Here is a 22,105-nt window from a genome sequence, read left to right as displayed (position 1 = left end):
TCGTAGCGCGCTCGCGGCGCGCTCGCGCGGTGAGGCTTAACGCTTGGGAATATCGGGCGGGCCCGCCTCCATCCCCTCCCGAATCCACCCGCACGAAACTGCGTTGCGGTAATAGCCGTTGAGCACATCACGACGCGCTTGCTCATCCAACAGGCGATTGGGGACGACCGCGAGTTCGAGCCAATCGCTATCTTCGACGTAGGCGTCCGAAGAGCACGCCGCGATAATCGTCCAGTCCGGCGAGGCGTCGTCGGAGAGATCGCTTTCGGCTTCCGCACCCTCAGTAAGTGGCACAAACTGATAGACCCGGGACGCGTCGTTGGGAATCACCGCCGCGGCGTCCCTGAGCGTCATCCCGGTAAGGTAATGGTCTCGAACCTTGGGGTTGGTCTCGGCGCATCCGGAAAGCAGCACTGCGGAAAGACCTAAGGAAAGTCCAATAGCATGCAGACCCTTAGCCACATTGAACCCCCATTTTGTCCGGCCGGTACGACGTTAGCCAGCCCGAGAGATTGTTAGACACTGTGAAACCATCAATGCGCTTCTGGTGGCGAATCTTGTACCTGAAACGAGTGCCAGATGAGTACGCGTTGTAGTGCGCTCCCTTTGGCAAGGCAGGTGACTCGCATTGGACACTAACTGAAATCGTCCGACTAGCCTCGATCCCCAGCTGACCAGCGAGCCACCCTTTGGAAGCCCCTACCCCAACCTGGATGCTATTCGAAACGCTTCTTGACTTAACGATCGCACACTTGGAGTTTGGCACGTTGACAACACAGTAACCCAGCAAGGGGCCTCTTGCACGTCGTTGGATGCTCTTGTTCTCCACTGAATACACGTTGCGAACCGACGGCCTACGCATGACATTGCTCGACCCGTCGATTGAGTCGTCCATTCCTATTTCGTCGTTGGTTCGATTCTCACTCGCTTAGGTGGGAACGATTCCGGCAAAACCGGCCAAAAAAAACGCACCGCAGGCAATGAATTTCATCGTTGACATGATTCTTAAATTCGCTGACCAACTTCTTCGTTGGACTGTCTACATTCTAGCGCGCTCCCGTGGTCGATGTCACGCAATCGAGCTGACTCATCAGAAACCTCCGCTTGTGCGGGGTTGTTGCCTCAGGGAAGGGAAGAACCTCCGGTTGGGGGTGTCGTTGCCTCAGGTAAGGATCTCCGTGTGGGCACATCGTGGATGGAGCTGACGATGAGTCAACGTAAGGCTGTAACGAAGAAGAAGGCGCTGGCCTACCGGGCCTTTGACCGTGCCGGAAAGACCCGGATTCTAGATGAACCGGTGGAGTTGACCGGCTGGCATCGTGACTACGCCCGGGCGGCGGTGCGCGGGGCGCTGGTGGTCAAAGCGGTGCGCCCATGCTAGCCACGGCCGCGGGTCTATGGCGATGACCTGCTGGCGGCGCTGGTTCGCTGCTGGGTGCTGTTGTGGGCCCCTCCCGGGAAGATCTTTCCCCGTTCATACCGGTCCCGGTGCCGTTGCTGCGTGCCGAGAAAGAGATCATCCTCACCGATGGGCAGGCCGAGCTACTCAGCGGTATCTCAGCAGCCACGATCGACCAGATGCTGGCCGGGAAGCGGAACCGGATGCGACTGCGGGGACGCTCACGCACCAAACCGGGCTCGCTACTCAAGCACCAGATCCGGATCCGTACCTTCGCTGACTGGGACGACGCCCAGCCAGGGTTCGTTAACATCGACCTGGTCGCCCACGACGGCGGTGTCGCCGCCGGTGAGTACTGCTACACCCTGATCGTGACCGATATCGCCACCGGCTGGACGGTCAACCGGTCGGCTTCCGACAAGGCCTGCAAGTGGGTGATCGAGGCCCTCGACCACGCCGCGCGAATGTTCCCCTTCCCGATCCGCGGCATCGACAGCGACAACGGATCGGAGTTCAGCAACCATCACCTGCTGGCCTACTGCGAGCAGCGCGAGATCACCTTCACCCGTGGCAGGGCCGGGAAGAAGAACGACGGCTGCTACGTCGAGCAGAAGAACTGGGCCAGAGTGCGCAAGCTGGTCGGCTACTACCGCTACGACACCCCCCGCCGAGCTCGAGCTCCTCACCCACACCTGGGACGCCGACGATGCGTTCGCCAACTCTTCCTGCCAAGCCTGAAACTCGCTTCCAAGCACCGCGATGGAGCCAAGGTCGTCAAGAAGTACCACCAGGCCGCCACACCCCACCAGGCCAAGATCGGCTGAACCGGAGAAAACATGTGAGGCAACGACCCACCCCACCCCGAGACCCTCACTTCAGGCAACGACCAATCCATCCGGAGGTATTGACGTGAGGCATCACGGCACTTCTGACACGAACGTGGTGTCAGCGTGGTAAGGCTTAGAGCTCGGGGAACCAGATCGCGATCTCGCGCGCGGCCGATTCCGGCGCGTCGGAGCCGTGCACGACGTTTTCGATGTTGCCCGTGCCCCAGTCGCGTGCGAGGTCGCCGCGGATGGTGCCGGGCGCGGCGCTCGTGGGATCCGTCGTGCCGGCGAGCGAGCGGAAGCCCTCGACGACGCGCTCGCCCTCGGCGACGATCGCCACGACGGGCCCGTCGGACATGTAGGCGACGAGGTCAGCGTAAAACGGCTTTTCGGTGTGCTCGGCGTAGTGCTCGGCGAGCAGGTCCGCGCTGGCTTCGCGCATGTGCAGCGCGACGATGCGGTAGCCCTTGGCTTCGATGCGTCGCAGGACTTCGCCGATCTGCCCGCGCTTGACGCCGTCGGGCTTGACGAGGATGAGGGTGCGTTCAACAGTGCTCATGGGGCCTATGCTATCGAGCCGGGCGCCCCGGCGGCGGTCCCTTCGTCCCGCTCCATGTGGGCGATTTCGGCGGCATAGCGCTCGGCGCGTTCGCGATCGATTTTCGTGCCGAGGTAGACGGAGACGCCCCACAGGACGGCGAAGATCACCCCGAGGGCGAACATGTCGCCGAGCCAGAAACCGGAGGCGAGCAGCGCGACCTGCACGCCGGTGCCGACGATGAGGCCCGCGCGCGTGCGCAGCAGGCCCGCGGCGAGCAAGGCGAGGGCGGCGACGACGCCCCCGATGAGAGCGGCGCTCTGCCCGTCGACGATGCGCAGCCCGTAGAGCACGAGCGCCAAAAACAGCGCGACGAATGCCTCGAGCACGAGCAGGACGACGCAAAACAGGTAGCGCGCCGAGCGCGGCGGCGCCGGGGCGTTTCGTGGTTGGGGCGCGCCGGTGGCGGGAGGTTGATGAGCTGTCACGTCTTAAGCTTCCCATAGATAGCGCGCACCCCCGCCGCTGGTTCCAGTCGAGGCTGGATGCCAGCGGCGGGGGCGTGCGCTCCGTGGCGCCGTACGCTGCGGCGCTAGGCGCGGTGGGCCGTGGTTAGCCGGCGGCCTGCCAGATGCCGGTAAGCACGCGGCCGAAGTCCTCGCGTCCGGGGCGCTCGTCGTCGATCGTGACGCCGACCGTCGAGCCGTTGAGGAAGGCGCCCGCGCCGGACTCGGCGGCCTTGACCGTGTAGAGCTTGTTCTCGCCGCGGTCGAAGACGAAGTCCTTGTCGAGGCCCGAGCCGCCGGTGAAGACGAGCAGCTCGTCGCTCAGCCACACGTCATGCGGCTGGGCCTTGTCCCCCACGTCGATGACTTGGGCGGTGTTGTCATCCGGGTTGAACAGGATGATCTTGGAGTTTTCGCCCTCGGGCGTGATGAGGATGGCCGTCGCCATGCCGGGTGCGGCGCTGACGATCGGCGCCTGCGTCAGCTGCCCGAAGTTGCCTTGGAGGATCGGCGATAGCGCGGTGCCCTCGGCGTCGTAGGTCTGCAGCGCGAAGCCGGGCTCGGTGCTGCCTTCCTCGATGACGCTCGGCCACTGCACGAAGCCAATGCGCTCGCCATAGTTGAAGGGGTTGGCGCCCTCGGCGGCGCGGATCAGGTCCTCGCCGGCAAGGTCGGTGGAGGCGATATCGAAGACGCCTTCCTTGCCCTCGCCCTCGGCGGGCGTTTCGAAGTAGACGCGCTCGCCGATGACGCTCATGCGCGGGCCGGAGCCCCAGGTGTCGCTGCCGCCGCCGGGCACGCCGGTTTCCTCGTGGACGGCGGTGACCTTCTGCGTCTCGCGGTCGTAGACGAAGTACGTCCAGTCAACGTTCTCCCCGACCTTCGTCTCGACCCAGGCGATGTGGGATTCGGAAGCGCTCACGGGGCCGCAGGTGCGGGCCTGGCGGCCCTGGCCGCCGGGGGCCTCGATGACCTCATCCTTGCCGCCGGTGCGGATGATGAGCTGGCAGTCGTTGGGCTCCTTGGCGCCCTTCAGCGAGGGCATCGACCGCAGCAGGGCCGAGTCCTCGCCGAGCAGCGCGACGAGGTCTTCCTCGCGCTCGCCGACCTTCTCGATCGGCTCGGCGTCCTCGTTGAGCTTCAGGCGGCCTTCGGCGACGGCGTCGGGCTCGTCGCCGGTGACCTTAATGGTCTCGGTGATCTCGACGGCCTTGCCGTCGGCGGTCCACAGGTCGCCCTTTTCCTTCTTGCTATCGGGCCGCTCAGCGGCCTCGGTGGTTTCGGCGGCCTCGGTCTCATCCGTGGTGGATGCCTCGGCGACGGTGGTTCCGGTTGCCGGGCTCGCGCCGTCCGCAGGTGGGGTGGCACCGGAGCATGCGGCGAGGGTGATGGCGAGCGCGCTCGCGCCGGCCACGGTCAGGTAACGCAGGTGAGATTTCACGGTGCATCTGCCCCTTGGGTTGGTGACATCTTCTTGCGTGTACCCTCGACGCTAGCAATCTCGCTGGGAGGCGTCATCCCGAAATGTCACATTCTGGCGGGCTGCCAGGACACAGAAAATCGAAACCTCGCGCGAGCATGCGGAAAGGTCGGGCGAAATAATTTCCGAAATTGCCCCCGGTGGGCTCGCGACGGTTAAGGCAGCGCGCTTGGGGCGGCTGTGGCGGGCTGGCTAGGCGGGCGTGGGGGCGTCCCCAAAGTCGCGCTCGACGAGCGCCGTAATGGCCTCAAGCGCCGCCGGTGCGTCAGGGCCGGCAGCACTGACGTGCATCGTCGCGCCCTGGCCGAGGCCCAGCGCCATGAGGGTGAGGACGGAAGTGGCGGGCTTGTCGTTCACGGTGATCGTGGCGTTAAAGCTCGCGGCCAGGCGGGACAGGGCGGCGGCGGGGCGCGCATGCAGGCCCACGTCATTGCGCAAGACGAGGTCGGTCGTCAGGCGCTTCGCGGCGGTCTCCTCGGCTTCGGATCCAGCTGGGGTGCTAGCTGAGGCGCCGGTGCTCGCTGCGGTGGCACTAGAGCTAGTTGCGGCGCCGGCGCTGGTGGCGTTTGTGGCGGCGCTGGCGACGTCGGTGGTGCTGGCTGCGGGGGCGCTCGAGCCGGCCGGGCTGGCGCTCACCCCGGATGGCTCCGCGGACTGCAGCGAGGTCACGGCGTCCGCGACCGCGGCGATCACCTCCCGCAGGCTCCCGCCGCCGTGAGCAACGACCGCGCCCGAGACGGCACCCTCCACGAGAGGCCCTTCGGCAAGCGCCACGTGGTTCGCGCCGGAAACGAAGTCGAGCACGGCCTCGGCGGTCATCGTCGCGGAGCCGAGGTCGGTCAGCAAGGCGGCGTCATCCCCCGCGGCGATGACCTCCTCGACGGCGCTTAACACCTTGGAAAACGACGTGCCGATGCCGCCGTCGTCGGTGCCGCCGACGGCGTGAAAAGTTACGCCGGGCGCCATTTGGCTGGCGAGCTCAACGACGCCGGCGGCCAGTTGCTGGGAGTGGGAGACGATGACGAGCTGGACGGCCATTACGCGTCCTTGGCAGCGTCGACCGTAGCGTCATCGGCCGCAGTAGTGCCGGCGGCTTCGGCCGCAGTGGCGCCGGCGGCTTCGGCCGCAATAGCGCCGGCGGCTTCGGCTGCGGCTGCGGCAGCCGCGAGGATGAGGCGGGAGGATTCGGCGCCCGGGTCCAGGTGGCCGATAGAGCGCTCCCCCAGGTAGGAGGCGCGACCCTTAGTCGCCTTCATCTGCACGGTTGCCTGCGCGCCCGCTGCCGCGCCCTCAGCGGCGGCCTGCCAGACATCGGCGGCACTCGCCCCCGCCTCGGCGGCCTCACGCGCTGCGTCGGCGGCTTGGCCCCAGGCGTCCACCATCGTCTTCTCACCGCGATCGGCCTTGCCGCGCTTCTGGATGCCGGCAAGGGCCGCCGCCACGAGCTCGGCCGTCCCTGCGGCATCGAGCTCATCGCCGTCGGCCGCGCGCGAGGCATTAAGCAGGGCGGTGCCATACAGCGGGCCCGCGGCGCCACCCACCGTCGACATGAGCGTCATCGCCGCCGACTTCAGCAACTCGCTCATGGACTTCGTCGCGGCATCACCGTCGCGCAACTGCTCGCGCACGGCGGAAAAGCCGCGGTCCATATTCTCGCCGTGGTCGCCATCGCCGATGGCGCGGTCGAGCTCGATCAGATCTACGCGCGCATCACGCATCGCGTCGCACGCGCGCAGCAGCCAGTCGGTGACGAAGGGGGAAGCAAGTGTCTCGCTCATGGTCGTATTGTCTCAGGTTGTTGCTAGCAGCGGACGAGTGCCGGCGTGTGGCATGGTGCATCCCAGGCCGCGAGCAGGTCCGCGTCCAGGCGCGCGAGCGTGATGGAGACGCCCGCCATGTCCAGGCTCGTGACGTAGCTGCCGACGAGGCTGCGCGTGACGGCAATGCCGCGCGCGGTGCAGGCGTCGTAGGCGTGCGCGAAACACAGGTGCAGCTCGCTATCGGGGGTGGCGCCCATGCCGTTGACGAACAGCAGGACGTCGCCATCGGCGGCCGTCGCCTCGCCCGCCTCGAAATCGGCGAGGATCGCGTCCATGAGCGAGCCGACGATCTCCTTGGCCGGCCGCATCGCGACGCGCTCACGCCCGGGCTCACCGTGGATGCCGATGCCGAGCTCGATCTCGTCCTCGGCGAGATCGAACGTCGCCTGGCCAAGGTTCGGGTTCACGCCCGCGCGCAGCGCCACGCCCATGGAGCGCACGCTCGCGGCGGCACGCTCGGCGAGGGCAGTCACGGCCGCGAGGTCATCGCCGCGCGCGGCCGCAGCGCCCGCGATCTTTTCCACGACGAGGGTGCCCGCCACGCCGCGCCGCCCGGCGGTGAACGTCGAATCTTCGACGGCCACGTCGTCGGCGACGAGAACGCTTGCGACCTCAACGTCGTCGAATTCGCAAAGCTCGGCGGCCGTCTCAAAGTTCATGACGTCGCCCGTATAGTTCTTCACGATCATGAGCACGCCGCGGCCCTCGTCGGCGGCCATCGTCGCCGCCTGGATCTGCGGCGCGGGCGGGGAGGTAAAGACCGGGCCGGGCACTGCCGCGTGGAGCATGCCGGGGCCGACGAGCCCGCAGTGCAGCGGTTCGTGGCCGGAGCCGCCGCCGGAGATGACGGCAACCTGCGGCTCGCGCCCGCTGAGAGGCGGACGGTCGGCTCGCAGGACGAAGTTCGGATTGGTGTGGACATCGAGGAGGTCGCCATGGGCGAGGGCGAGTCCCCGCAGATAGTCTTCGACGACGGTTTCGGGGGCGGTTACAAGCTTTTTCATCGCTACCTTCCTTGGTTGCGCGCTGTCCCCTTAAACGTACGCCAAACTCCGACGCCGATAAACCATATTCCGGAAATCCAAAACGCGAGCCAGATCGCGGCGGGCCGGGCCGGGAAGCCCACCATGAGCCAGATGAGGCAGATAAACCAGATGCTGACCGCGATGAGGTTGGGCACCATGAGCGCGCGCACCCGCAGCGGGTGCAGGAACGTCAGGTTGGAAACCGTCAACGCCGCGAACAGCACCGTCACGAGGACGTTGATGACCGGCCCGGTTTGCAGCAGCCAGAAATAGGCGGCGACGATGTTCCACGCGGCCGGGAAGCCGACGAAGTACTGGTCGTGCGCCTTGACCTGGGTGTTGCAGTAGCAGAACGTGGAGGAGACGCACACGAGGATCATCATGATCATCGCGATCCACTTGGCGCCGAAGTCCACGTGCAGGTACATGAAGATGGCGGGCAGGAACGTCCAGGTGATGAAGTCGACGATGTTGTCGAGGATCGAACCGTCAAACCAGGGGACGCGGTTTTTCACGTCGGCGCGGCGCGCGAAGGTGCCGTCGAGGGCGTCGACGAGCAGCGCGATCGCGAGCCAGCCCCACATCTGCAGGATGCGGCCGTGGGCGAGCGAGATCGTCGCGAGGCACGCCCAGATGACGCCCGTCATGGTGAAACCGTGCACCGACCAGACGGCGAGGCGTTGTTTCAGGCTCAGCTGCGGATAATTGGCCGAGCGCGCGTTGCGCCACACACTGCCGTCCGCTCCCCCCGGGCTGGCTGCCGTCATCTGCTTAGACCTTTCGTTTGCCGAGAATCTCGCGCGCGGCGGCGGCGAGATAGACGGAACCGAGCACGATGACGCCCGTCGTCGCGGCCGGTCCGGATTCCGATTCTGCCAGAGTCACCGCCTGCTCCAGCGCATCGCCAAGCGAGGGCGCGAGGCGCACGCGGTCCTCGCCGAAGACCTCGATCGCGAGTTCGGTGAGCTCGGTCGCCGGCAGGGCGCGCTCGCTCATGACCTCGGTGATGACGATCGCATCGAGGCTCGGTTCGAGCTCGACGAGCATCGCCTCGACGTTTTTATCGGCAAGGACGCCAAGGACCCCGACGAGGCGCGTGAAGCCGAAGGTTTCCTCCAGCGTCGCGACGGTGGCGGCGACGCCGTGGGGGTTGTGGGCGGCGTCGACGACGACCGTCGGCGAGGAGCGCACGACCTCGAGGCGGCCCGGGCTCGCCACGGCCATCATCGCGCGCTCGACGACCTCGGCCGGCAGCGATTCGCCGTCGAACAGCGCCTCGACGGCGGCCAGCGCGAGCAGCGCATTGTGGGCCTGGTGAGCGCCGTGCAGCGAGAGCAGGATGTCGGCGTAGGTGGCGGCGGGCGTGGCGAGGGTGAGGAACTGGCCGCCGACGGCGACCTGGCGGTCAACAACGAACAGCTCGCTTCCCTCACGCAGCAGGCGCGCCCCGGCAGCGGCGGCCGCGGCGAGGATCACGCCGTCGACCTCCTCGCGCTGCGTCGCGGAGATGGCGCTCGCGCCCGGCTTGATGATGCCGGCCTTCTCGCCGGCGATCTGCGTCAGCTCGGTGCCGAGGTAACGTTCGTGATCGCGGTCGATGGGCGTGAGCACGGCGACGGCGGCGTCGATAATATTCGTCGCGTCGAAGGTGCCGCCCATGCCCACCTCGATGACCGCGACGTCGACGGGCGCGTTGGAAAACGCCACCATCGCCATGAGGGTGAAGACCTCGAAGAACGACAGGCGCGGCTCGCCGCGTTCGGTGGACTCGGCGTCGACGACGTCAAGGATCGGCTCGATTTCGCGGTAGACGTCGACAAAGTCCGCCGCCGAGATCGGCTCGCCGTCGATCGTGATGCGCTCGCGCACGTCGTGCAGGTGCGGGGAGGTGAAGCGCCCGACGCGCAGTCCGCGCTCGGCGATGAGAGCCTCGCAGATGCGGGCCGTCGAGGTTTTGCCGTTCGTGCCGGTGATGTGCACGGCGGAAAAATCGTGCTGCGGGGAGCCCAGCAGCTCGGCGGCGCGGCGCACGCGCGAAATCGTCGGCTCGAAATCGTGCTCGGGGTTGCGCGTGAGGATGTCGCGGTAGATGCGCGCCACCTCCGCTTCGGCGAGCGCGTCGACCTCGGCCTGCTCGGCGTCGTCGCTGGCCTTGACCTCCGCCACGACGGAGGGGTCCGGGCCGGCGACGAGCGCCGAGGTGAGCAGGTCGCTCAGCGCCGCGTCGTGGGCGGCCTCCGCGGCGGCGGCCTGTTCGACCTCGCGCTCCTCATCGAGATAGGCCTCGTGATCCTCAGGTGTCATGGACCTATCTTCGCTCATAGCTCGACTTTGCTGACCTCGACCCGCTGCTCGCCCTCCGCCAGGGTGAGCGAATTGGCGAGGGTCTCCGCGCACACGAGCTCGCGGTTCGCCTCGATCGCGGCGAGCTGATCGGCGGGCAGCGTCAGCGACAGCTCGATGCGATCGGAGACGTGCAAGCCGGCGTCCTTGCGCGCGGACTGCACGGCGCGAATGAGGTCACGCGCCACGCCCTCGGCGGCGAGCTCGTCGCTGATCTCGGTATCGAGCACGACGACGGTGCCGCCGGAAAGGACGGCCGCGGCCTCGCCAGCTTCCGTGTTCACGCTCTGGGTGAGCGTGAACTGGCCGGGGCTAAGGCGCACGGGCGCTTCCTCCCCGTCGACGGTCAGCAGCAGGTCCTCGCCCTCCAGGCGGAACGCGCCGGACTTCGCGGCCGCGAACAGCTTGGAGGTCAGGCGCCGCAGCTGCGGATCGAGCTCGCGCGGCTGGATGGCAACCCTCGTCGTGACATCGAGCCCGCACGTGACGACGTCTTGCAGATCGACGTGCTTGACGTTGAGCTCGCTCGCGATGAGCTCCGTAAACGGCGCAAGCCGCGAGGGATTCGTCGTGAAAACGCGCAGGGTCGCAAGCGGCTGACGCACGCGGATCTTTTCCGCCTTACGTAGGCCGTGCGCGCCCGAGATGACCTCGCGGGCCTCGTTGGTGGCGGCGACGAGATCGTCGTCGACGGGGAAGGTCTGCGCGTTGGGGAAGTCCGTCAGGTGCACGGACTCGCCGCCGGTGAGCCCCCGCCAGATCTCCTCGGTCACGGACGGCAACAGCGAGGCGGCCACCTCGCAGAGCGTCACGAGGGCCGTGTACAGCGTGTCGAATGCGGCCTCGTCATCGCCCCAGAAGCGGTCGCGCGATTCGCGGATGTAGAAGTTCGTCAGCGTATCGATGTAGCTGCGGACGGACTCCGTTGCGGCCGGGATGTCGTAGGCGTCGAGGTTTTCTCGCACTTCGCGCACGAGGTCACCGGTCTTGGCCATGAGGTAGCGGTCGAGCACCGCGCTCGAATCGGTGGAAAAGCGCGCCTCGTAGCCCTGCTGGCCGCGATAGGCCCCGGCGTAGAGCGCGAAGAAGTACCACGCGCTCCAGATCGGCAGGAGCACCTCGCGCACCGCGGCGCGGATCGCCTCTTCGGTCACGATGAGGTTGCCGCCGCGCACGACGGGCGAGGACATGAGGAACCAGCGCATCGCATCGGAGCCGTCGCGGTCGAAGACCTCATTGACGTCCGGGTAATTGCGCAGCGACTTGCTCATCTTGCGGCCATCGGAGCCGAGGACGATGCCGTGCGAGATCGCCGAGGTGAAGGCCGGGCGGTCAAACAGCGCGGTGGCAAGCACGTGCAGCGTGTAGAACCAGCCGCGAGTTTGCCCCACGTATTCGACGATGAAGTCGCCCGGATAGTGCGATTCGAACCATTCGGTGTTCTCAAACGGGTAGTGCACCTGGGCGTAGGGCATCGAGCCGGATTCGAACCAGCAGTCCAGCACGTCGGGGATGCGACGCATCATCGACTTGCCGGTCGGATCGTCCGGGTTGGGACGCACGAGCGTATCGATGAAGGGGCGGTGCAGATCGGTGACCTCGACGCCGAAGTCGGCCTCGAGGTCCGCGATCGAGCCGTAGACGTCGGTGCGCGGGTAGGCGGGATCGTCGGAGACCCACACCGGGATGGGGCTGCCCCAGTACCGGTTGCGGGAGATCGACCAGTCGCGCGCGCCTTCGAGCCACTTGCCGAACTGGCCGTCCTTAATGTGCTCGGGCACCCAGGTAATCTCCTGGTTGAGCTCGACCATGCGGTCGCGGAACTTCGTGACGGCGACGAACCAGGAGGAAACGGCGCGGTAGATCAGGGGTTCGCGGCAGCGCCAGCAGTGCGGGTAGGGGTGGACGTAGGAGGCGTCGCGCACGAGGACGGGACGCACGTCCTCGCTCCGGCGCCCGATCGGTCCGGACGCATCGCGCAGGTCGGTCATGATCGCGCGGTTGGCGTCAAAGACCTGCTGGCCTTCGTAGTCGGGCACCTCGGAGGTGAATTTGCCCGCGTCGTCGACGGGCACGACGGGCAGGATGCCGGCGTCGTGGCACGCGAGCATATCGTCTTCACCGAAGGCAGGCGCCATATGGACCAGGCCGGTGCCGTCTTCGGTTGTGACGAAGTCGCCGGCAAGGATCGTAAACGCGTTCGGGCCCGGGGCCTCATCATCGCTGCGGCCGGCGAAGTAGTCGAAGATCGGGTGGTAGCGGCGTCCAACGAGCTCGCTGCCCTTGAAACGCTCAGCGACGCGCGGCTCTTCGCCCAGTTCCTTTGCGTAGGCGGCAAGCAGCGCCTCGGCGATGATGACCCGCTCCCCTTCGAGCACTCCCTCGGCCGGTTCGACGACGACGTAGTCGACCTCGGGGCCGACGGCGATCGCCAAGTTAGAAGGCAGCGTCCATGGGGTCGTGGTCCAGATCAGCGCAAACTCGCCGGTCTCCAGTCTCACACCGACGGTCGCGGTGCGGTCCTGGCGGTCCTGGTAAACGTCGTCGTCCATCTTCAGTTCGTGATTGGACAGCGGCGTCTGATCGTTCCAGCAGTACGGCAGAACGCGGTAACCCTCGTAGGCTAGCCCCTTGTCGTACAGGGTCTTGAACGCCCAGATGACGGACTCCATGAACGTCAGGTCGAGCGTCTTATAGTCGTTGTCGAAATCGACCCAGCGAGCCTGGCGGGTGACGTAGTCCTCCCACTCCTTGGTGTAGCGCAGCACCGAGGAGCGGCACGCCTCGTTGAAGGCGCCGATGCCCATGCCGCCCTCACCCTCGATCTCGGACTTGTCCTCGATCCCTAGGATGCGCTCGGCCTCGAGCTCGGCGGGCAGGCCATGGGTGTCCCATCCGAAGCGTCGCTCGACGCGGTGGCCGAGCTGAGTTTGGTAGCGGCCGATGACGTCCTTGACGTAACCGGTCAGCAGGTGTCCGTAGTGCGGCAGGCCGTTAGCAAAGGGTGGGCCGTCATAGAAGATGAACTCGTTTTCGCCGCGCGCACCGGCATCGCGCTGTTCGACCGACTTGGTGAAGGTGTCGTCGGCCTCCCAGTAGCGCAGGATCTCTTCTTCGATCGCAGGGAAGTTCGGCGAGGGGTTAACCGCTTCGGCCCGGTGCTTCGGGTAGACGCCGTGCTTGTTTTCGCTCATCGTTTCTGCCTCATCAACGCCAATTGTTCATGAGGACGACGGCTGCTGAGCCACCGCGGTACCACCTCGGTTGCCGCAATACGATGATCGCGGCCGCTTCATCTGTCGGCTGTGTCGGGCCTACCCGTTCGGTTCTACTAAGCGCGACGCTGGCCGCATCGGCGGTTCTTCCGAAGGCTCCCCGGTGATAGCCGGATCGACGCCACTGATGATCATAACTCATGACACACCCCTAATATTCCCGCGCCTGCGCATGCGAGCATGTGACGTCGATGTCAGGGTAGATATATGAAACGCACGCACATGACCAGAATCAGCGCTGTCGCCGCGGCCGGTCTTCTCGCCGCGAGCCTGGCAGCGTGCTCCGATAACGATGGCACGACGGCGACCACCACGGCCCCTGCTCCAGCCGAGACCACCGAGCAGGCAACTCCGGATACCACCGATGAGGCAACGACCGAGGCGAGCGACGACGAAACGAGCAGCAGCGGTGATGCGAGCGTGACGGAGTCCGACGCATTGCCCGAGGCGGGGGCGAAGGCCATGGACACCGTCCTTGCGGCCCACCCGGGTGACGTCATTGAACTGGACTGGGACAACCAGCGTTCGCGCTGGAAGGTCGAGGTGCTGAGCGAAGACAAGGCGCAAAAAGTCGAGGTCTACACCAATGCGGAGGGCACCGAGATCACGGAGACGGATGACGTCGAAAAGCCCGATCAGAAGGACCTCGACCGCGTCGCAGCTATTCAGGTTTCCATCACCGAAGCCATCAACCAGGTGATGAAGGAACACCCCGGCATCTTCGATGAAGCCGAGCTGACCGACGACAACGGACGCATCGTGTGGTCCGTTGAGGTGGATAAAGAAGGCGCAAACCAGGAAGACATCGAGATGTATGTCGATGTGAAGACCGCAGAGATGTACCCCGACGACTAAACGTCCGTCTCCCCCACAAACTCGCGCCCGGGTGCCTGATCACCCGGGCGCGGCTCTATGTTCGGGACGCCTGTGAGCTCGTTATCCAGCCGGCAATCGTGCCGCTAGGTCGCCCTCGATCGAACCATCGTTCGACCGTTGGATTGTCGGAGGTCTTTCCTAAGTTCTGGTTATCACCGGTTCACCAATTCACCTAGGAGTTCACCATGAAACCCCGGCTTCCCCTCGCCTGCGCTGCGGCGCTGCTAAGCGTATCGTCATTGACCGCCTGCGGGCCGTCAAACCCAGATCCGTCGAGTGTCACCGAGGCCGCTCAGCCCGTACCCGCAAAAGAGACAACCGCTTCCATGAACGCCACCGAGGATGCGACGACCGAGCCGAGCGCGAGCCCGACGTCAATCTACGGCGAGCGCATCGTCTCGGACCGCGGAAACCTCGTGAAGAAGATCGGACAGCTGGCAGGACTTAGCGGCGAAAACCCTAACGATGTCATCGCAGAGTTCAAGATCACCTCGATCGAAACCGACGTCAAGTGCACGGAAGAGTTTGCGCAACCGTCCGAAAACGGCCACTTCATCGCGATCACCATGGAGGTGCAGACGACGCCGAAGCTCGCCGAGCAGTCATTTTCCAATGCCGTCTATTTCACCCCCGTTGACTTCAAAGTCATCGGGCCGGACGGTTCGCGTGAAAACGACTCGCTCGGCAACTCCTTCAGTTGTTTGCCAGACGCCGAGCTGCTGCCCGGCGAAATCGGCCCAAGCGAGACGGCAACCGGGAAAATAGTCCTCGACAGCGCTTATACGGAGGGCGTGTTGGTCTTTAACCCGATGTTCGATACCGGCTGGGAATGGGAATTCTAATCTGGCTATAGGAGAATCAGCGACAGCACCCACACGGTAAGCATCGCTGCCACGCCCTGGATGAGGGTCGCCGTCGTCTGGATGCGGTAGGCGGTTGCCACGCTGAAGCGCGACATGCGTGAGACGACCCAGAAGAAGGAGTCGTTCGCGTGGCTGACGACCATGCCGCCGGACCCGATCGCGAGGACGGTTAGGACGAGACCCATCGGCGAATCGAGGCCGAGCGAGGGCAGCAGCGGCGCCATCATCGCGGAGGTCGTGACGAGCGCGACCGTCGAGGACCCCTGGGCGGTCTTCAATGCGGCGGCGACGATGAACGGCACCCAGACGCCCCAGCCGAGACCGCCGAGGGCATTGGTCAGCACGTCCGTGAGCGGGGAGGCGCCAAGGACGCCGCCGAAGGCTGCGCCGGCTCCCGTGATGAGGATGATGGGGGCCGCGACCCGGATGCCCTCTTCGACCGAGCCGTTGAACTGCGCCGTGCGACCGGACGTCGAGCGGCGCAGCAGCGGGAATGCCGCCGCCAGTCCGAGTAGCAGGGCGACGGCGGGGGCGCCGAGGAAGGCGAGGATATCGAGGATCGCCCCTTCGCCAAAGGGCGCGCCCGGGAGCTTCGCGATCGAGGCGAGGCAGATGAGGACGATCGGGATGAGGATGGGCGCGAAGGAGGCGAAGGCGCCGGGAAGGTCGCGCTCATCGATGTCCTCGGCGGCGGTCTCGGCGGCTTCGTCGACCTCGTCGGGCAGCAGTGGGACGTCGCGCTTTAAAAACCGGTTCGCCCACAGTAGGCCAGCGAGCGCCGAGACCGCGGCAACGAGCAGGCCGAAGCCGATGATCTGGCCGAGCTGATCGGTCGCGCCGAGGTTACCGGCGGCGGCGATCGGGCCGGGCGTCGGAGGCACGAGCCCATGGGTGGCGAACAGGCCCGTCATGAGCGCGATCGCCATCGCGGCCGAGGAGACCTTGAGTTGGCGCGATAGGGATCGGCGCAGCGAGTTCAAGATGACGTAGCCGGAGTCGCAAAACACCGGGATCGAGACGATGTAGCCGATGAGGCTCATAGTAAGCGTCGGGAAGCGCGTGCCGAGCACCTTGATGATCGCGTGCGCCATGGAGATCGCGGCGCCGGAACGCTCCAGGATGACGCCGATGATCGTGCCGAGGACGATGACGATTCCGATGGAGCCGATGACCTTGCCGAAAGATTCGGTGGCCGTGCCGACGACGTCGGCGAGCGGAATCCGGTAGGCGATCGCGCCGATGAGGGCTGCGATGAGCAGGACGAGGAAGGGGCTGAATTTGAAGCGCGCCGTCGCGACGACGATGAAGGCGACGAGCGCGATGAGGATAAGGATCTCGACCATGGTCCACTCCGATCTATGCGAGATAACGTCAGCATAGCCGTGAGCTGCGCCACTGAAGCAGTGGCGCAGCTCCGGAGTGTCGGGGCGCGGCGGGCGCGGCGCGGCTGGTTAGGCCCCGATCCCTAGCTGGTCGAGGATGAAGGCCAGCTGCTCGGCGCGCTCATGCCAGGCGTCGTAGCGCCCCGACTTGCCGCCGTGACCGGCCACCATCTGGCAGCGCAGCAGGATGGGGCGCTCATCCTGATCGCTCGTGACCGTTTCGCGCAGGCGCTGGACCCACTTCAGCGGCTCGACGAAAAAGACGCGGGTGTCGTTCAGGCTCGTCGTCGCGAGGATCGCCGGGTAGTCGGCCTCGGCGATGTTCTCGTACGGCGAGTACGAGCGCATGAGGCGGTAGATCGTCTCATCCTCGATCGGGTTGCCCCACTCCTCCCACTCGCCGACGGTCAGCGGCAGCTCGGGGTTGAGGATCGTGGTGAGGGCGTCGACGAACGGCACGGCCGCGTGCACGACGCGCCACAGCTCCGGGGCCATGTTGGTGATCGCGCCCATGAGCAGGCCGCCGGCGCTGCCGCCCTCGGCGCCGAGCCGCGCGGGATCCACCCATCCGGATTCGACGAGATAGCGGCCGACGTCGATGAAATCGGTGAACGTATTGAGCTTGCGGTCGAGCTTGCCGTCGTCGTACCACTGCCGGCCCATCTCGCCGCCGCCGCGGATGTGGGCGATCGCAAAGACGACGCCGCGATCCAGTAGCGAGAGGCGAGAGATGACAAAGGACGGGTCGATCGAGATTTCGTAGGAGCCGTAGCCGTAGAGCAGGCCCGGGTTGCTGCCGTCGGGCGTGACGTCGGCGCGGGCGACCAGGGAGACGGGGATGCGCGTGCCGTCGCGCGCCTCGACCCAGATGCGGCGCTCGGTGTAATCGGCCGGATCGTAGCCACCGAGCACCTCGGTCTGCTTCAGCACGACGGACTCGCGGGTTTCGAGGCTGACCTCGCATACCGAGGGCGGGATGATGAGCGAGGCCAGGCTGTAGCGGATCTCGCGCGCATCTGGGCGCGGATTCGTGCCGATTTCGATCGTGCGGACCTCGCCCTCGGTGGGCACGTCCCAGGCTTCGCCGTAGCTGCCGTCCTCGGCCCGCTCAAGGATCCGCAAGGTGGTGACGCCCGCGGAGCGCATCGAGATCACCGCGACGGACTCGAAGGCGTCGGCCCCCAAAATGCGCTCGCCGGCGGCCGGCGCGAGCACGGTTTGCCACGTGTCTTCGGGCGCGACGCCGAGCGGGGCGCGCGCCACCTCGAAGCCGACGTGCTGGGCGTTGTGCGTGATGAGGAGGTGATCGGCTGCTACTTCGACGCTGTAATCGAGGCCGGCGCGCCGCGGCGCGATGCACACGGGCCGGGCGGCGGGATCGCTCGCGTCGATCAGGTGCGCTTCGCCCGTCGTGGAGGAACCGAGCTGAATGACGATGTGGCGGTTATCGCGCGAGGCGCCCATGCCCATCCAGAACCGCTCGTCGTCTTCTTGGAAGACGAGCTCATCGGTGTTCGGGTCGGCACCGATCTCGTGGCGCCAGACCTGGTGGGGGCGCCATGCCTCGTTGACGCGCACATAGTAGACGTGCGTCGGCTCCAGCGTGAAGGCGACGCCGTAGCCGATACCGCGGATTGCGTCGTCGATAATCTCGTCGGTCTGCAGGTCCTTGATGACGAGATCGAAGCGCTCATCGCCGCTCGTGTCCACGGCGTAGGCGAGCAGGTTGCCGCCGGGCGCGGTTTCGAAGGCACCAAGGCGGAAGAACTCCTCGCCCTCGGCGAGCGTCGGGCCATCGACGAGGATCTGCTCGCCGTCGATCGCTTCGCCCGCGACGAGCTCGGGGCGGGCACCGGTATCGCGCACGCGCGCATAGATGGGGTACTGCTGGCCCTCGATGGTGCGCGAGTAGTACCACCAGCCGGTATCCAGGACCGGCACGGCGAGGTCGGTTTCTTTGGTGCGGGACTTGATCTCGCCGAAGATCGTGTCCTGCAGCGGCTTCAGGTGCGCGGTGCGGGCATCGGTGTAGGCGTTCTCCTCGTCGAGTAGCGCGATGACCTCGGCGTCATCTTTGTCGCGAAGCCACTCGTAGTTATCGGTGACGTCTTCGTCGTGAAACGTGCGGGTGATGGGGCGGTGGCCGGCGCGCGGCGGCGTAGGGATGCTAGTCACGTCGCTTAGTGTAAGCGCGGCCGCCGGCGGGGTCCATCGAGTAAAATCTGAGGCATTACTAATGGCGAGATTCACTAACGCGAGGAAGCATGAGCCAGTCCAAGGCCGACCGGGTCTACGCCTATCTGCGCGGCGCCATCATCTCGGGAACGTATGCCACCGGCGACCGCCTCGTCCTGGACCGGATTGCGCGCGAGTGCGGAGTCTCCGCGGTACCCGTGCGCGAGGCCATCCGGCGCCTGGAAGCCGAAGGGCTCGTCACGTTCACCCGCAACGTCGGCGCGCACGTCGCCGCGATCGACCTGGCGCATTTCATCGAAACCGCCGAGGCACTCGCGATAATCGAAGGAATCGTCACGGCGCTCTCGGCCGAGCATCTCAGCGAGGCACAGCTCGCCGAAGCTCGCGCGATCAATGAGGAACTGCGCGCCTGCGTTCGGGGCGCGATCGACCGCGAGCGCTACTTCAGGCTCAATCGGCAGTTCCACTACAGCGTGGCGCAGGCCTGCCCGAACGCCTACCTGTTTGGGGAGTTTGAGGACCTGTGGGCGCGCGCCGAGATGATCCGCGGCTCCACGCCCGCGCTCACGGACTTTCGGATGCGCTCTTCGGCGCGCGAACACGACCGGATCTTAGAGGCCATTGAGCTCGGTAACCGTGATCGGATCGAGCGCCTCGCGCGCGTCCATAAGCTCGCGGCCGTCGGCGAGTTTCGCGAGATCTACGGTGATGGGATCGTGCCGCGACGCTAGCTGGCGCTCGCCGCGCTAGGGGGTGCGGTGAACGAGCGTGTTCGTGGCTTGGGCGACGGGACGAATGATCATCGAATCGATGTTGACATGCTCGGGCACGGTCAGGGCGAACTCGATGGTGTGCGCAATGTCGTCGGCCGTCAGTGGCGCCGCGACCCCCGCATAGACGGCATCGGCTTTGGCCTGATCGCCGAGCCGGTTAAGCGAAAACTCCTCGGTCTTCACCATGCCCGGGGCGATCTCGATAATGCGGATGTTCTCGCCGTTCAGTTCCTGACGCAGCGTGTTGGGAATGATGCGCTCGGCGTGCTTCGCCGCGACGTATCCTCCGCCGCCGGGGTAGGTGTCGTGCGCCGCCGTCGAGGTCAAGAAGACGAGATCGCCGTGGCCGCGCTCGCGCATGGCGGGCAGCACGGCCTGGGTGAGGGCGAGCGTGGCGAGGACGTTGCGGTCATACATCGTCTGCCAGCGGCCCAGGTCCGCGTCGGCGATGGTATCAACGCCCAGGGCTCCGCCCGCCACGTTGATGAGAGCATCGATCGGGCCGGCTTGCTCGGCTGCGGTCACGAGCGCGCCCACCGCGTCGGGGTCGGTGAGATCGGCGGGGTGGATATCGCAGCCGCAGTCCTCGCGCAGCGCCTGCAGGCGTTCCCGCCGGCGGGCCGTCGCGGTCACCTTCCAGCCGGCGCGGGAAAGCCGGGCCGCGGTGGCATATCCGATCCCGGTGGAGGCACCAGTGACAAGGGCGTGGCGGGTTGTTTCGCTCATGTCGCCAGTGTGTCACCATGGGGGTGCGGTCTCAACAGTGGCCCAGGACACGCACGTGCAAGGAGCAAAGACGATGACCACCTACGGTTTTATTGGCGCCGGCAATATGGCGTCGGCGATTATCTCGGGCATGCTCGACGGCGGGACGAAGAAGTCCGACGTCGTCGTCACGGATGCCGCCAAGGATGCGCGCGCGGCGATTGAGAAGAAGACGGGCGTGCGCACCGTCGATTCGAACATGTCCGTCGTGGAGTGTTCCGATGTCGTCATTTTGGCCGTCAAACCGCACATCATCCCGATCGTGCTCGACGAGATCTCCGAGGCGATCGCCGAACATGAGCCGCTCGTCGTCTCCATTGCTGCCGGACTTGGGCTGGCCGCGCTCGAAGAGCTCACGCCCAAGGGCACGAAGATCGTGCGCGTGATGCCGAACGTGAATGCGATGGTCGGCGCCGGGATGGCAGCGGTCACGGGTAATGACGCCGCGCGTAAGAAGGACGTTGCGGAGGTCGTGAAGATCTTTTCGCAGGTCGGCGAGGCAATCGAGCTGGAGGAACGCGACTTTTCCGCCTATACGGCCCTTGCCGGCTCCTCCCCCGCGTTCGTGTTTTCCTTCATCGACGCCCTGGCACGCGGCGGCGTGAAGAACGGCATCGCGAAACCGCTCGCCGTTAAGATCGCCGCGCAGGCGGTATTGGGCTCGGCAACGATGGTGCTCGACAAGGCCGACGAGGGGCTTACCCCCGCCGACCTTGTCGATATGGTGTCCTCCCCCGGTGGCACGACGGTCGCGGGGACCGTCGCCATGGAGAAGGCCGGCTTCACGCCTGCTGTCGTCGATGGCGTGGATGCCGTGGTCACGCGGGATAAGGAGCTAGGAGCCTAACTCCCGCCGCGTGGCTAACTGAGTGAGTCGCGCACCCGGCCAAAGACTCGCAACATGGTGTGGGCTTCCTCGGGTGTGAGGTCGGCGAGCATCACCTGCTCGACATCGACGCGGTGCGCTCGCGCGGCCGTGGTGAAGGCGGCGCGCCCGGCCTCGGTGATCTGCGCGCTGGCGCCGCGGCCATCCTTCTCGTCGGCGATCCGTTCGACGAGGCCGCGACGCTTGAGCTCACCGATCCGGTAGGTCAGGCGCGAAGGCGAGAACACGACGCGATGCGCCAGTTCCTTCAGCCGCAGCGCGCCCTCGTCGGACTCGACGAGCGCCAACAAGATGTTGTAGTCCGCGAGCGTCAGCCCGGCAGCGCTTTTCAGCTGAGCTTCGATTCGCGCCTGGATTAGCGCCGTCGTCTCGAAGTAGACGCGCCAGGCATCCCAGCGCAGGTCAGATACGGGCAAGGAGCGTGGCAAAATCCGTCACCTCAAGCTCGTTGTCGTACAGCGTGCCGCGCAGGCCATCGCCGCCTTCGTGTCCGGCAGGACCCATCCCCGAATCGGATTCTGCGGCGGGCTTGGTCGCAGACCCGAACTTTTTGGTGTCCAGCGGCTTGTTGGCCAGTACTCGGGCGAGCGCGCGACCGGCCGCCGAGATGCGCGTCGACAGTGCGGGAGTGCCATCGGCCTCCTCGCCCGCGATGCTGCCCCAGTCATCCGTCGCGGCGAAGACTGCCGTGGGGATCGTCGCCGCCTTGGCGTAGGCGAACAGCGGGCGCATGGCGGTGTCGATGACGAGCGAGTGACGGGCGGTGCCACCCGTCGCGCCGAGTAGCACGGGCGTATCGATCAGGTCCTCGTCGTCCAGCAGATCGAAGAAGGACTTGAAGAGGCCGGAGTAGGACGCCTTGAAGGTGGGGGTCACCGCGATCAGGGCGTGCGCGCCGGCAACAGAGTCGATCGCCTGCTGGAGTTCGTCGGAGAACGTGAAGGTCACGAGCGCCGAGGAGATCGCGCCCGCGAGGGGGCGCAGGTCGATCATGTCGACGTCGGGTTCGATGTCGAAGTGCGCAAGCTCCTTCGTCGTGGCGCGAGCGAGCCGCTCGGCGAGGCGGCGGGTCGAGGATGAGTCCGACAAGCCTGCCGAGACGACCGCGATGCGAGGTCGCGTAGGTGTCGTCGTATCAATCATGTCTGTCC

21 protein-coding genes are annotated in these 22,105 nt (G+C 66.1%); 6 read left to right on the top strand and 15 right to left on the bottom strand.

Features of this window, described 5'->3' with window-relative positions:
• Positions 1-36: 36 nt before the first annotated feature.
• Entirely contained in the window at positions 37-462 is a 426-nt protein-coding gene (locus tag MUN85_RS09565) for a hypothetical protein (protein WP_250506497.1), read from the bottom strand.
• A gap of 745 nt (positions 463-1,207) precedes the next feature.
• Between MUN85_RS09565 and MUN85_RS09560 the strand changes: the two genes are divergently transcribed.
• Positions 1,208-1,381: a hypothetical protein gene (locus MUN85_RS09560; RefSeq protein ID WP_250506496.1), complete on the top strand. Its 174-nt coding sequence runs from the start codon at positions 1,208-1,210 to the stop codon at positions 1,379-1,381.
• A gap of 107 nt (positions 1,382-1,488) precedes the next feature.
• Complete coding sequence (locus tag MUN85_RS09555) at positions 1,489-2,223, top strand: integrase catalytic domain-containing protein (protein WP_250506495.1); 735 nt, start codon at positions 1,489-1,491, stop codon at positions 2,221-2,223.
• Between the two features lie 136 nt (positions 2,224-2,359).
• Here the strand turns inward: MUN85_RS09555 and ndk are convergent, their stop codons facing one another.
• The 9 genes from ndk to ileS form a co-directional block, all read right to left on the bottom strand.
• Entirely contained in the window at positions 2,360-2,785 is a 426-nt protein-coding gene (gene ndk, locus MUN85_RS09550) for a nucleoside-diphosphate kinase (protein ID WP_092565290.1), read from the bottom strand.
• A 5-nt stretch (positions 2,786-2,790) separates the two neighbouring features.
• Complete coding sequence (locus MUN85_RS09545) at positions 2,791-3,252, bottom strand: DUF4233 domain-containing protein (protein ID WP_250506494.1); 462 nt, start codon at positions 3,250-3,252, stop codon at positions 2,791-2,793.
• 124 nt (positions 3,253-3,376) lie between these two features.
• On the bottom strand, positions 3,377-4,711 hold the full coding sequence (locus MUN85_RS09540) for a hypothetical protein (protein WP_250506493.1): 1,335 nt from the start codon (positions 4,709-4,711) through the stop codon (positions 3,377-3,379).
• Between the two features lie 231 nt (positions 4,712-4,942).
• Positions 4,943-5,788: a dihydroxyacetone kinase phosphoryl donor subunit DhaM gene (gene dhaM, locus MUN85_RS09535; RefSeq protein WP_250506492.1), complete on the bottom strand. Its 846-nt coding sequence runs from the start codon at positions 5,786-5,788 to the stop codon at positions 4,943-4,945.
• Positions 5,788-6,528: a dihydroxyacetone kinase subunit DhaL gene (gene dhaL, locus MUN85_RS09530; RefSeq protein WP_284501078.1), complete on the bottom strand. Its 741-nt coding sequence runs from the start codon at positions 6,526-6,528 to the stop codon at positions 5,788-5,790. Before dhaL ends, dhaM begins: the two co-directional genes overlap by 1 nt.
• 23 nt (positions 6,529-6,551) lie before the next feature.
• Positions 6,552-7,574 carry a dihydroxyacetone kinase subunit DhaK gene (dhaK, locus tag MUN85_RS09525; RefSeq protein WP_250506491.1) on the bottom strand — a complete coding sequence of 341 codons (1,023 nt, stop codon included), beginning with the start codon at positions 7,572-7,574 and terminating at the stop codon, positions 6,552-6,554.
• 2 nt (positions 7,575-7,576) lie between these two features.
• Entirely contained in the window at positions 7,577-8,362 is a 786-nt protein-coding gene (locus tag MUN85_RS09520) for a CDP-alcohol phosphatidyltransferase family protein (protein WP_250506490.1), read from the bottom strand.
• Positions 8,363-8,366: 4 nt separating this feature from the next.
• Positions 8,367-9,899 (bottom strand): bifunctional folylpolyglutamate synthase/dihydrofolate synthase, encoded by a 1,533-nt coding sequence (locus MUN85_RS09515; RefSeq protein ID WP_250506489.1) that lies wholly within the window; start codon positions 9,897-9,899, stop codon positions 8,367-8,369.
• A gap of 14 nt (positions 9,900-9,913) precedes the next feature.
• Positions 9,914-13,132 carry an isoleucine--tRNA ligase gene (gene ileS, locus MUN85_RS09510; protein WP_250506488.1) on the bottom strand — a complete coding sequence of 1,073 codons (3,219 nt, stop codon included), beginning with the start codon at positions 13,130-13,132 and terminating at the stop codon, positions 9,914-9,916.
• A gap of 303 nt (positions 13,133-13,435) precedes the next feature.
• On the opposite strand from ileS, the gene MUN85_RS09505 reads away from it, so the two are divergent.
• A complete protein-coding gene (locus tag MUN85_RS09505) occupies positions 13,436-14,068 on the top strand; it encodes a PepSY domain-containing protein (RefSeq protein ID WP_250506487.1) in 633 nt (210 codons plus the stop codon).
• Between the two features lie 347 nt (positions 14,069-14,415).
• Positions 14,416-14,931 carry a hypothetical protein gene (locus MUN85_RS09500; RefSeq protein WP_250506486.1) on the top strand — a complete coding sequence of 172 codons (516 nt, stop codon included), beginning with the start codon at positions 14,416-14,418 and terminating at the stop codon, positions 14,929-14,931.
• A gap of 5 nt (positions 14,932-14,936) precedes the next feature.
• Here the strand turns inward: MUN85_RS09500 and MUN85_RS09495 are convergent, their stop codons facing one another.
• On the bottom strand, positions 14,937-16,295 hold the full coding sequence (locus MUN85_RS09495) for a GntP family permease (RefSeq protein ID WP_250506485.1): 1,359 nt from the start codon (positions 16,293-16,295) through the stop codon (positions 14,937-14,939).
• A 108-nt stretch (positions 16,296-16,403) separates the two neighbouring features.
• Positions 16,404-18,509 carry a S9 family peptidase gene (locus MUN85_RS12955; protein ID WP_250506484.1) on the bottom strand — a complete coding sequence of 702 codons (2,106 nt, stop codon included), beginning with the start codon at positions 18,507-18,509 and terminating at the stop codon, positions 16,404-16,406.
• A gap of 89 nt (positions 18,510-18,598) precedes the next feature.
• On the opposite strand from MUN85_RS12955, the gene MUN85_RS09485 reads away from it, so the two are divergent.
• Entirely contained in the window at positions 18,599-19,261 is a 663-nt protein-coding gene (locus tag MUN85_RS09485; protein ID WP_250506483.1) for a GntR family transcriptional regulator, read from the top strand.
• A 15-nt stretch (positions 19,262-19,276) separates the two neighbouring features.
• Here MUN85_RS09485 and MUN85_RS09480 read toward each other — a convergent pair whose 3' ends face one another.
• On the bottom strand, positions 19,277-20,029 hold the full coding sequence (locus MUN85_RS09480; RefSeq protein ID WP_250506482.1) for an SDR family NAD(P)-dependent oxidoreductase: 753 nt from the start codon (positions 20,027-20,029) through the stop codon (positions 19,277-19,279).
• Between the two features lie 73 nt (positions 20,030-20,102).
• On the opposite strand from MUN85_RS09480, the gene proC reads away from it, so the two are divergent.
• Positions 20,103-20,915, top strand: a complete 813-nt coding sequence (proC, locus tag MUN85_RS09475) for a pyrroline-5-carboxylate reductase (RefSeq protein ID WP_250506481.1) — start codon at positions 20,103-20,105, stop codon at positions 20,913-20,915.
• Positions 20,916-20,929: 14 nt separating this feature from the next.
• Here proC and MUN85_RS09470 read toward each other — a convergent pair whose 3' ends face one another.
• Positions 20,930-21,370, bottom strand: a complete 441-nt coding sequence (locus MUN85_RS09470) for a MarR family winged helix-turn-helix transcriptional regulator (protein WP_250506480.1) — start codon at positions 21,368-21,370, stop codon at positions 20,930-20,932.
• Entirely contained in the window at positions 21,357-22,097 is a 741-nt protein-coding gene (locus MUN85_RS09465; RefSeq protein ID WP_250506479.1) for a CE1759 family FMN reductase, read from the bottom strand. The genes MUN85_RS09470 and MUN85_RS09465 overlap by 14 nt, the downstream gene beginning before the upstream one ends.
• Between the last annotated feature and the right edge of the window lie 8 nt (positions 22,098-22,105).

The organism is Bowdeniella massiliensis (genome assembly GCF_023634005.1).
Taxonomy (GTDB): domain Bacteria; phylum Actinomycetota; class Actinomycetes; order Actinomycetales; family Actinomycetaceae; genus Bowdeniella; species Bowdeniella massiliensis.
Note: the sequence above shows the minus strand (reverse complement) of the source record. Positions and strands in the feature narration are given on the sequence as shown.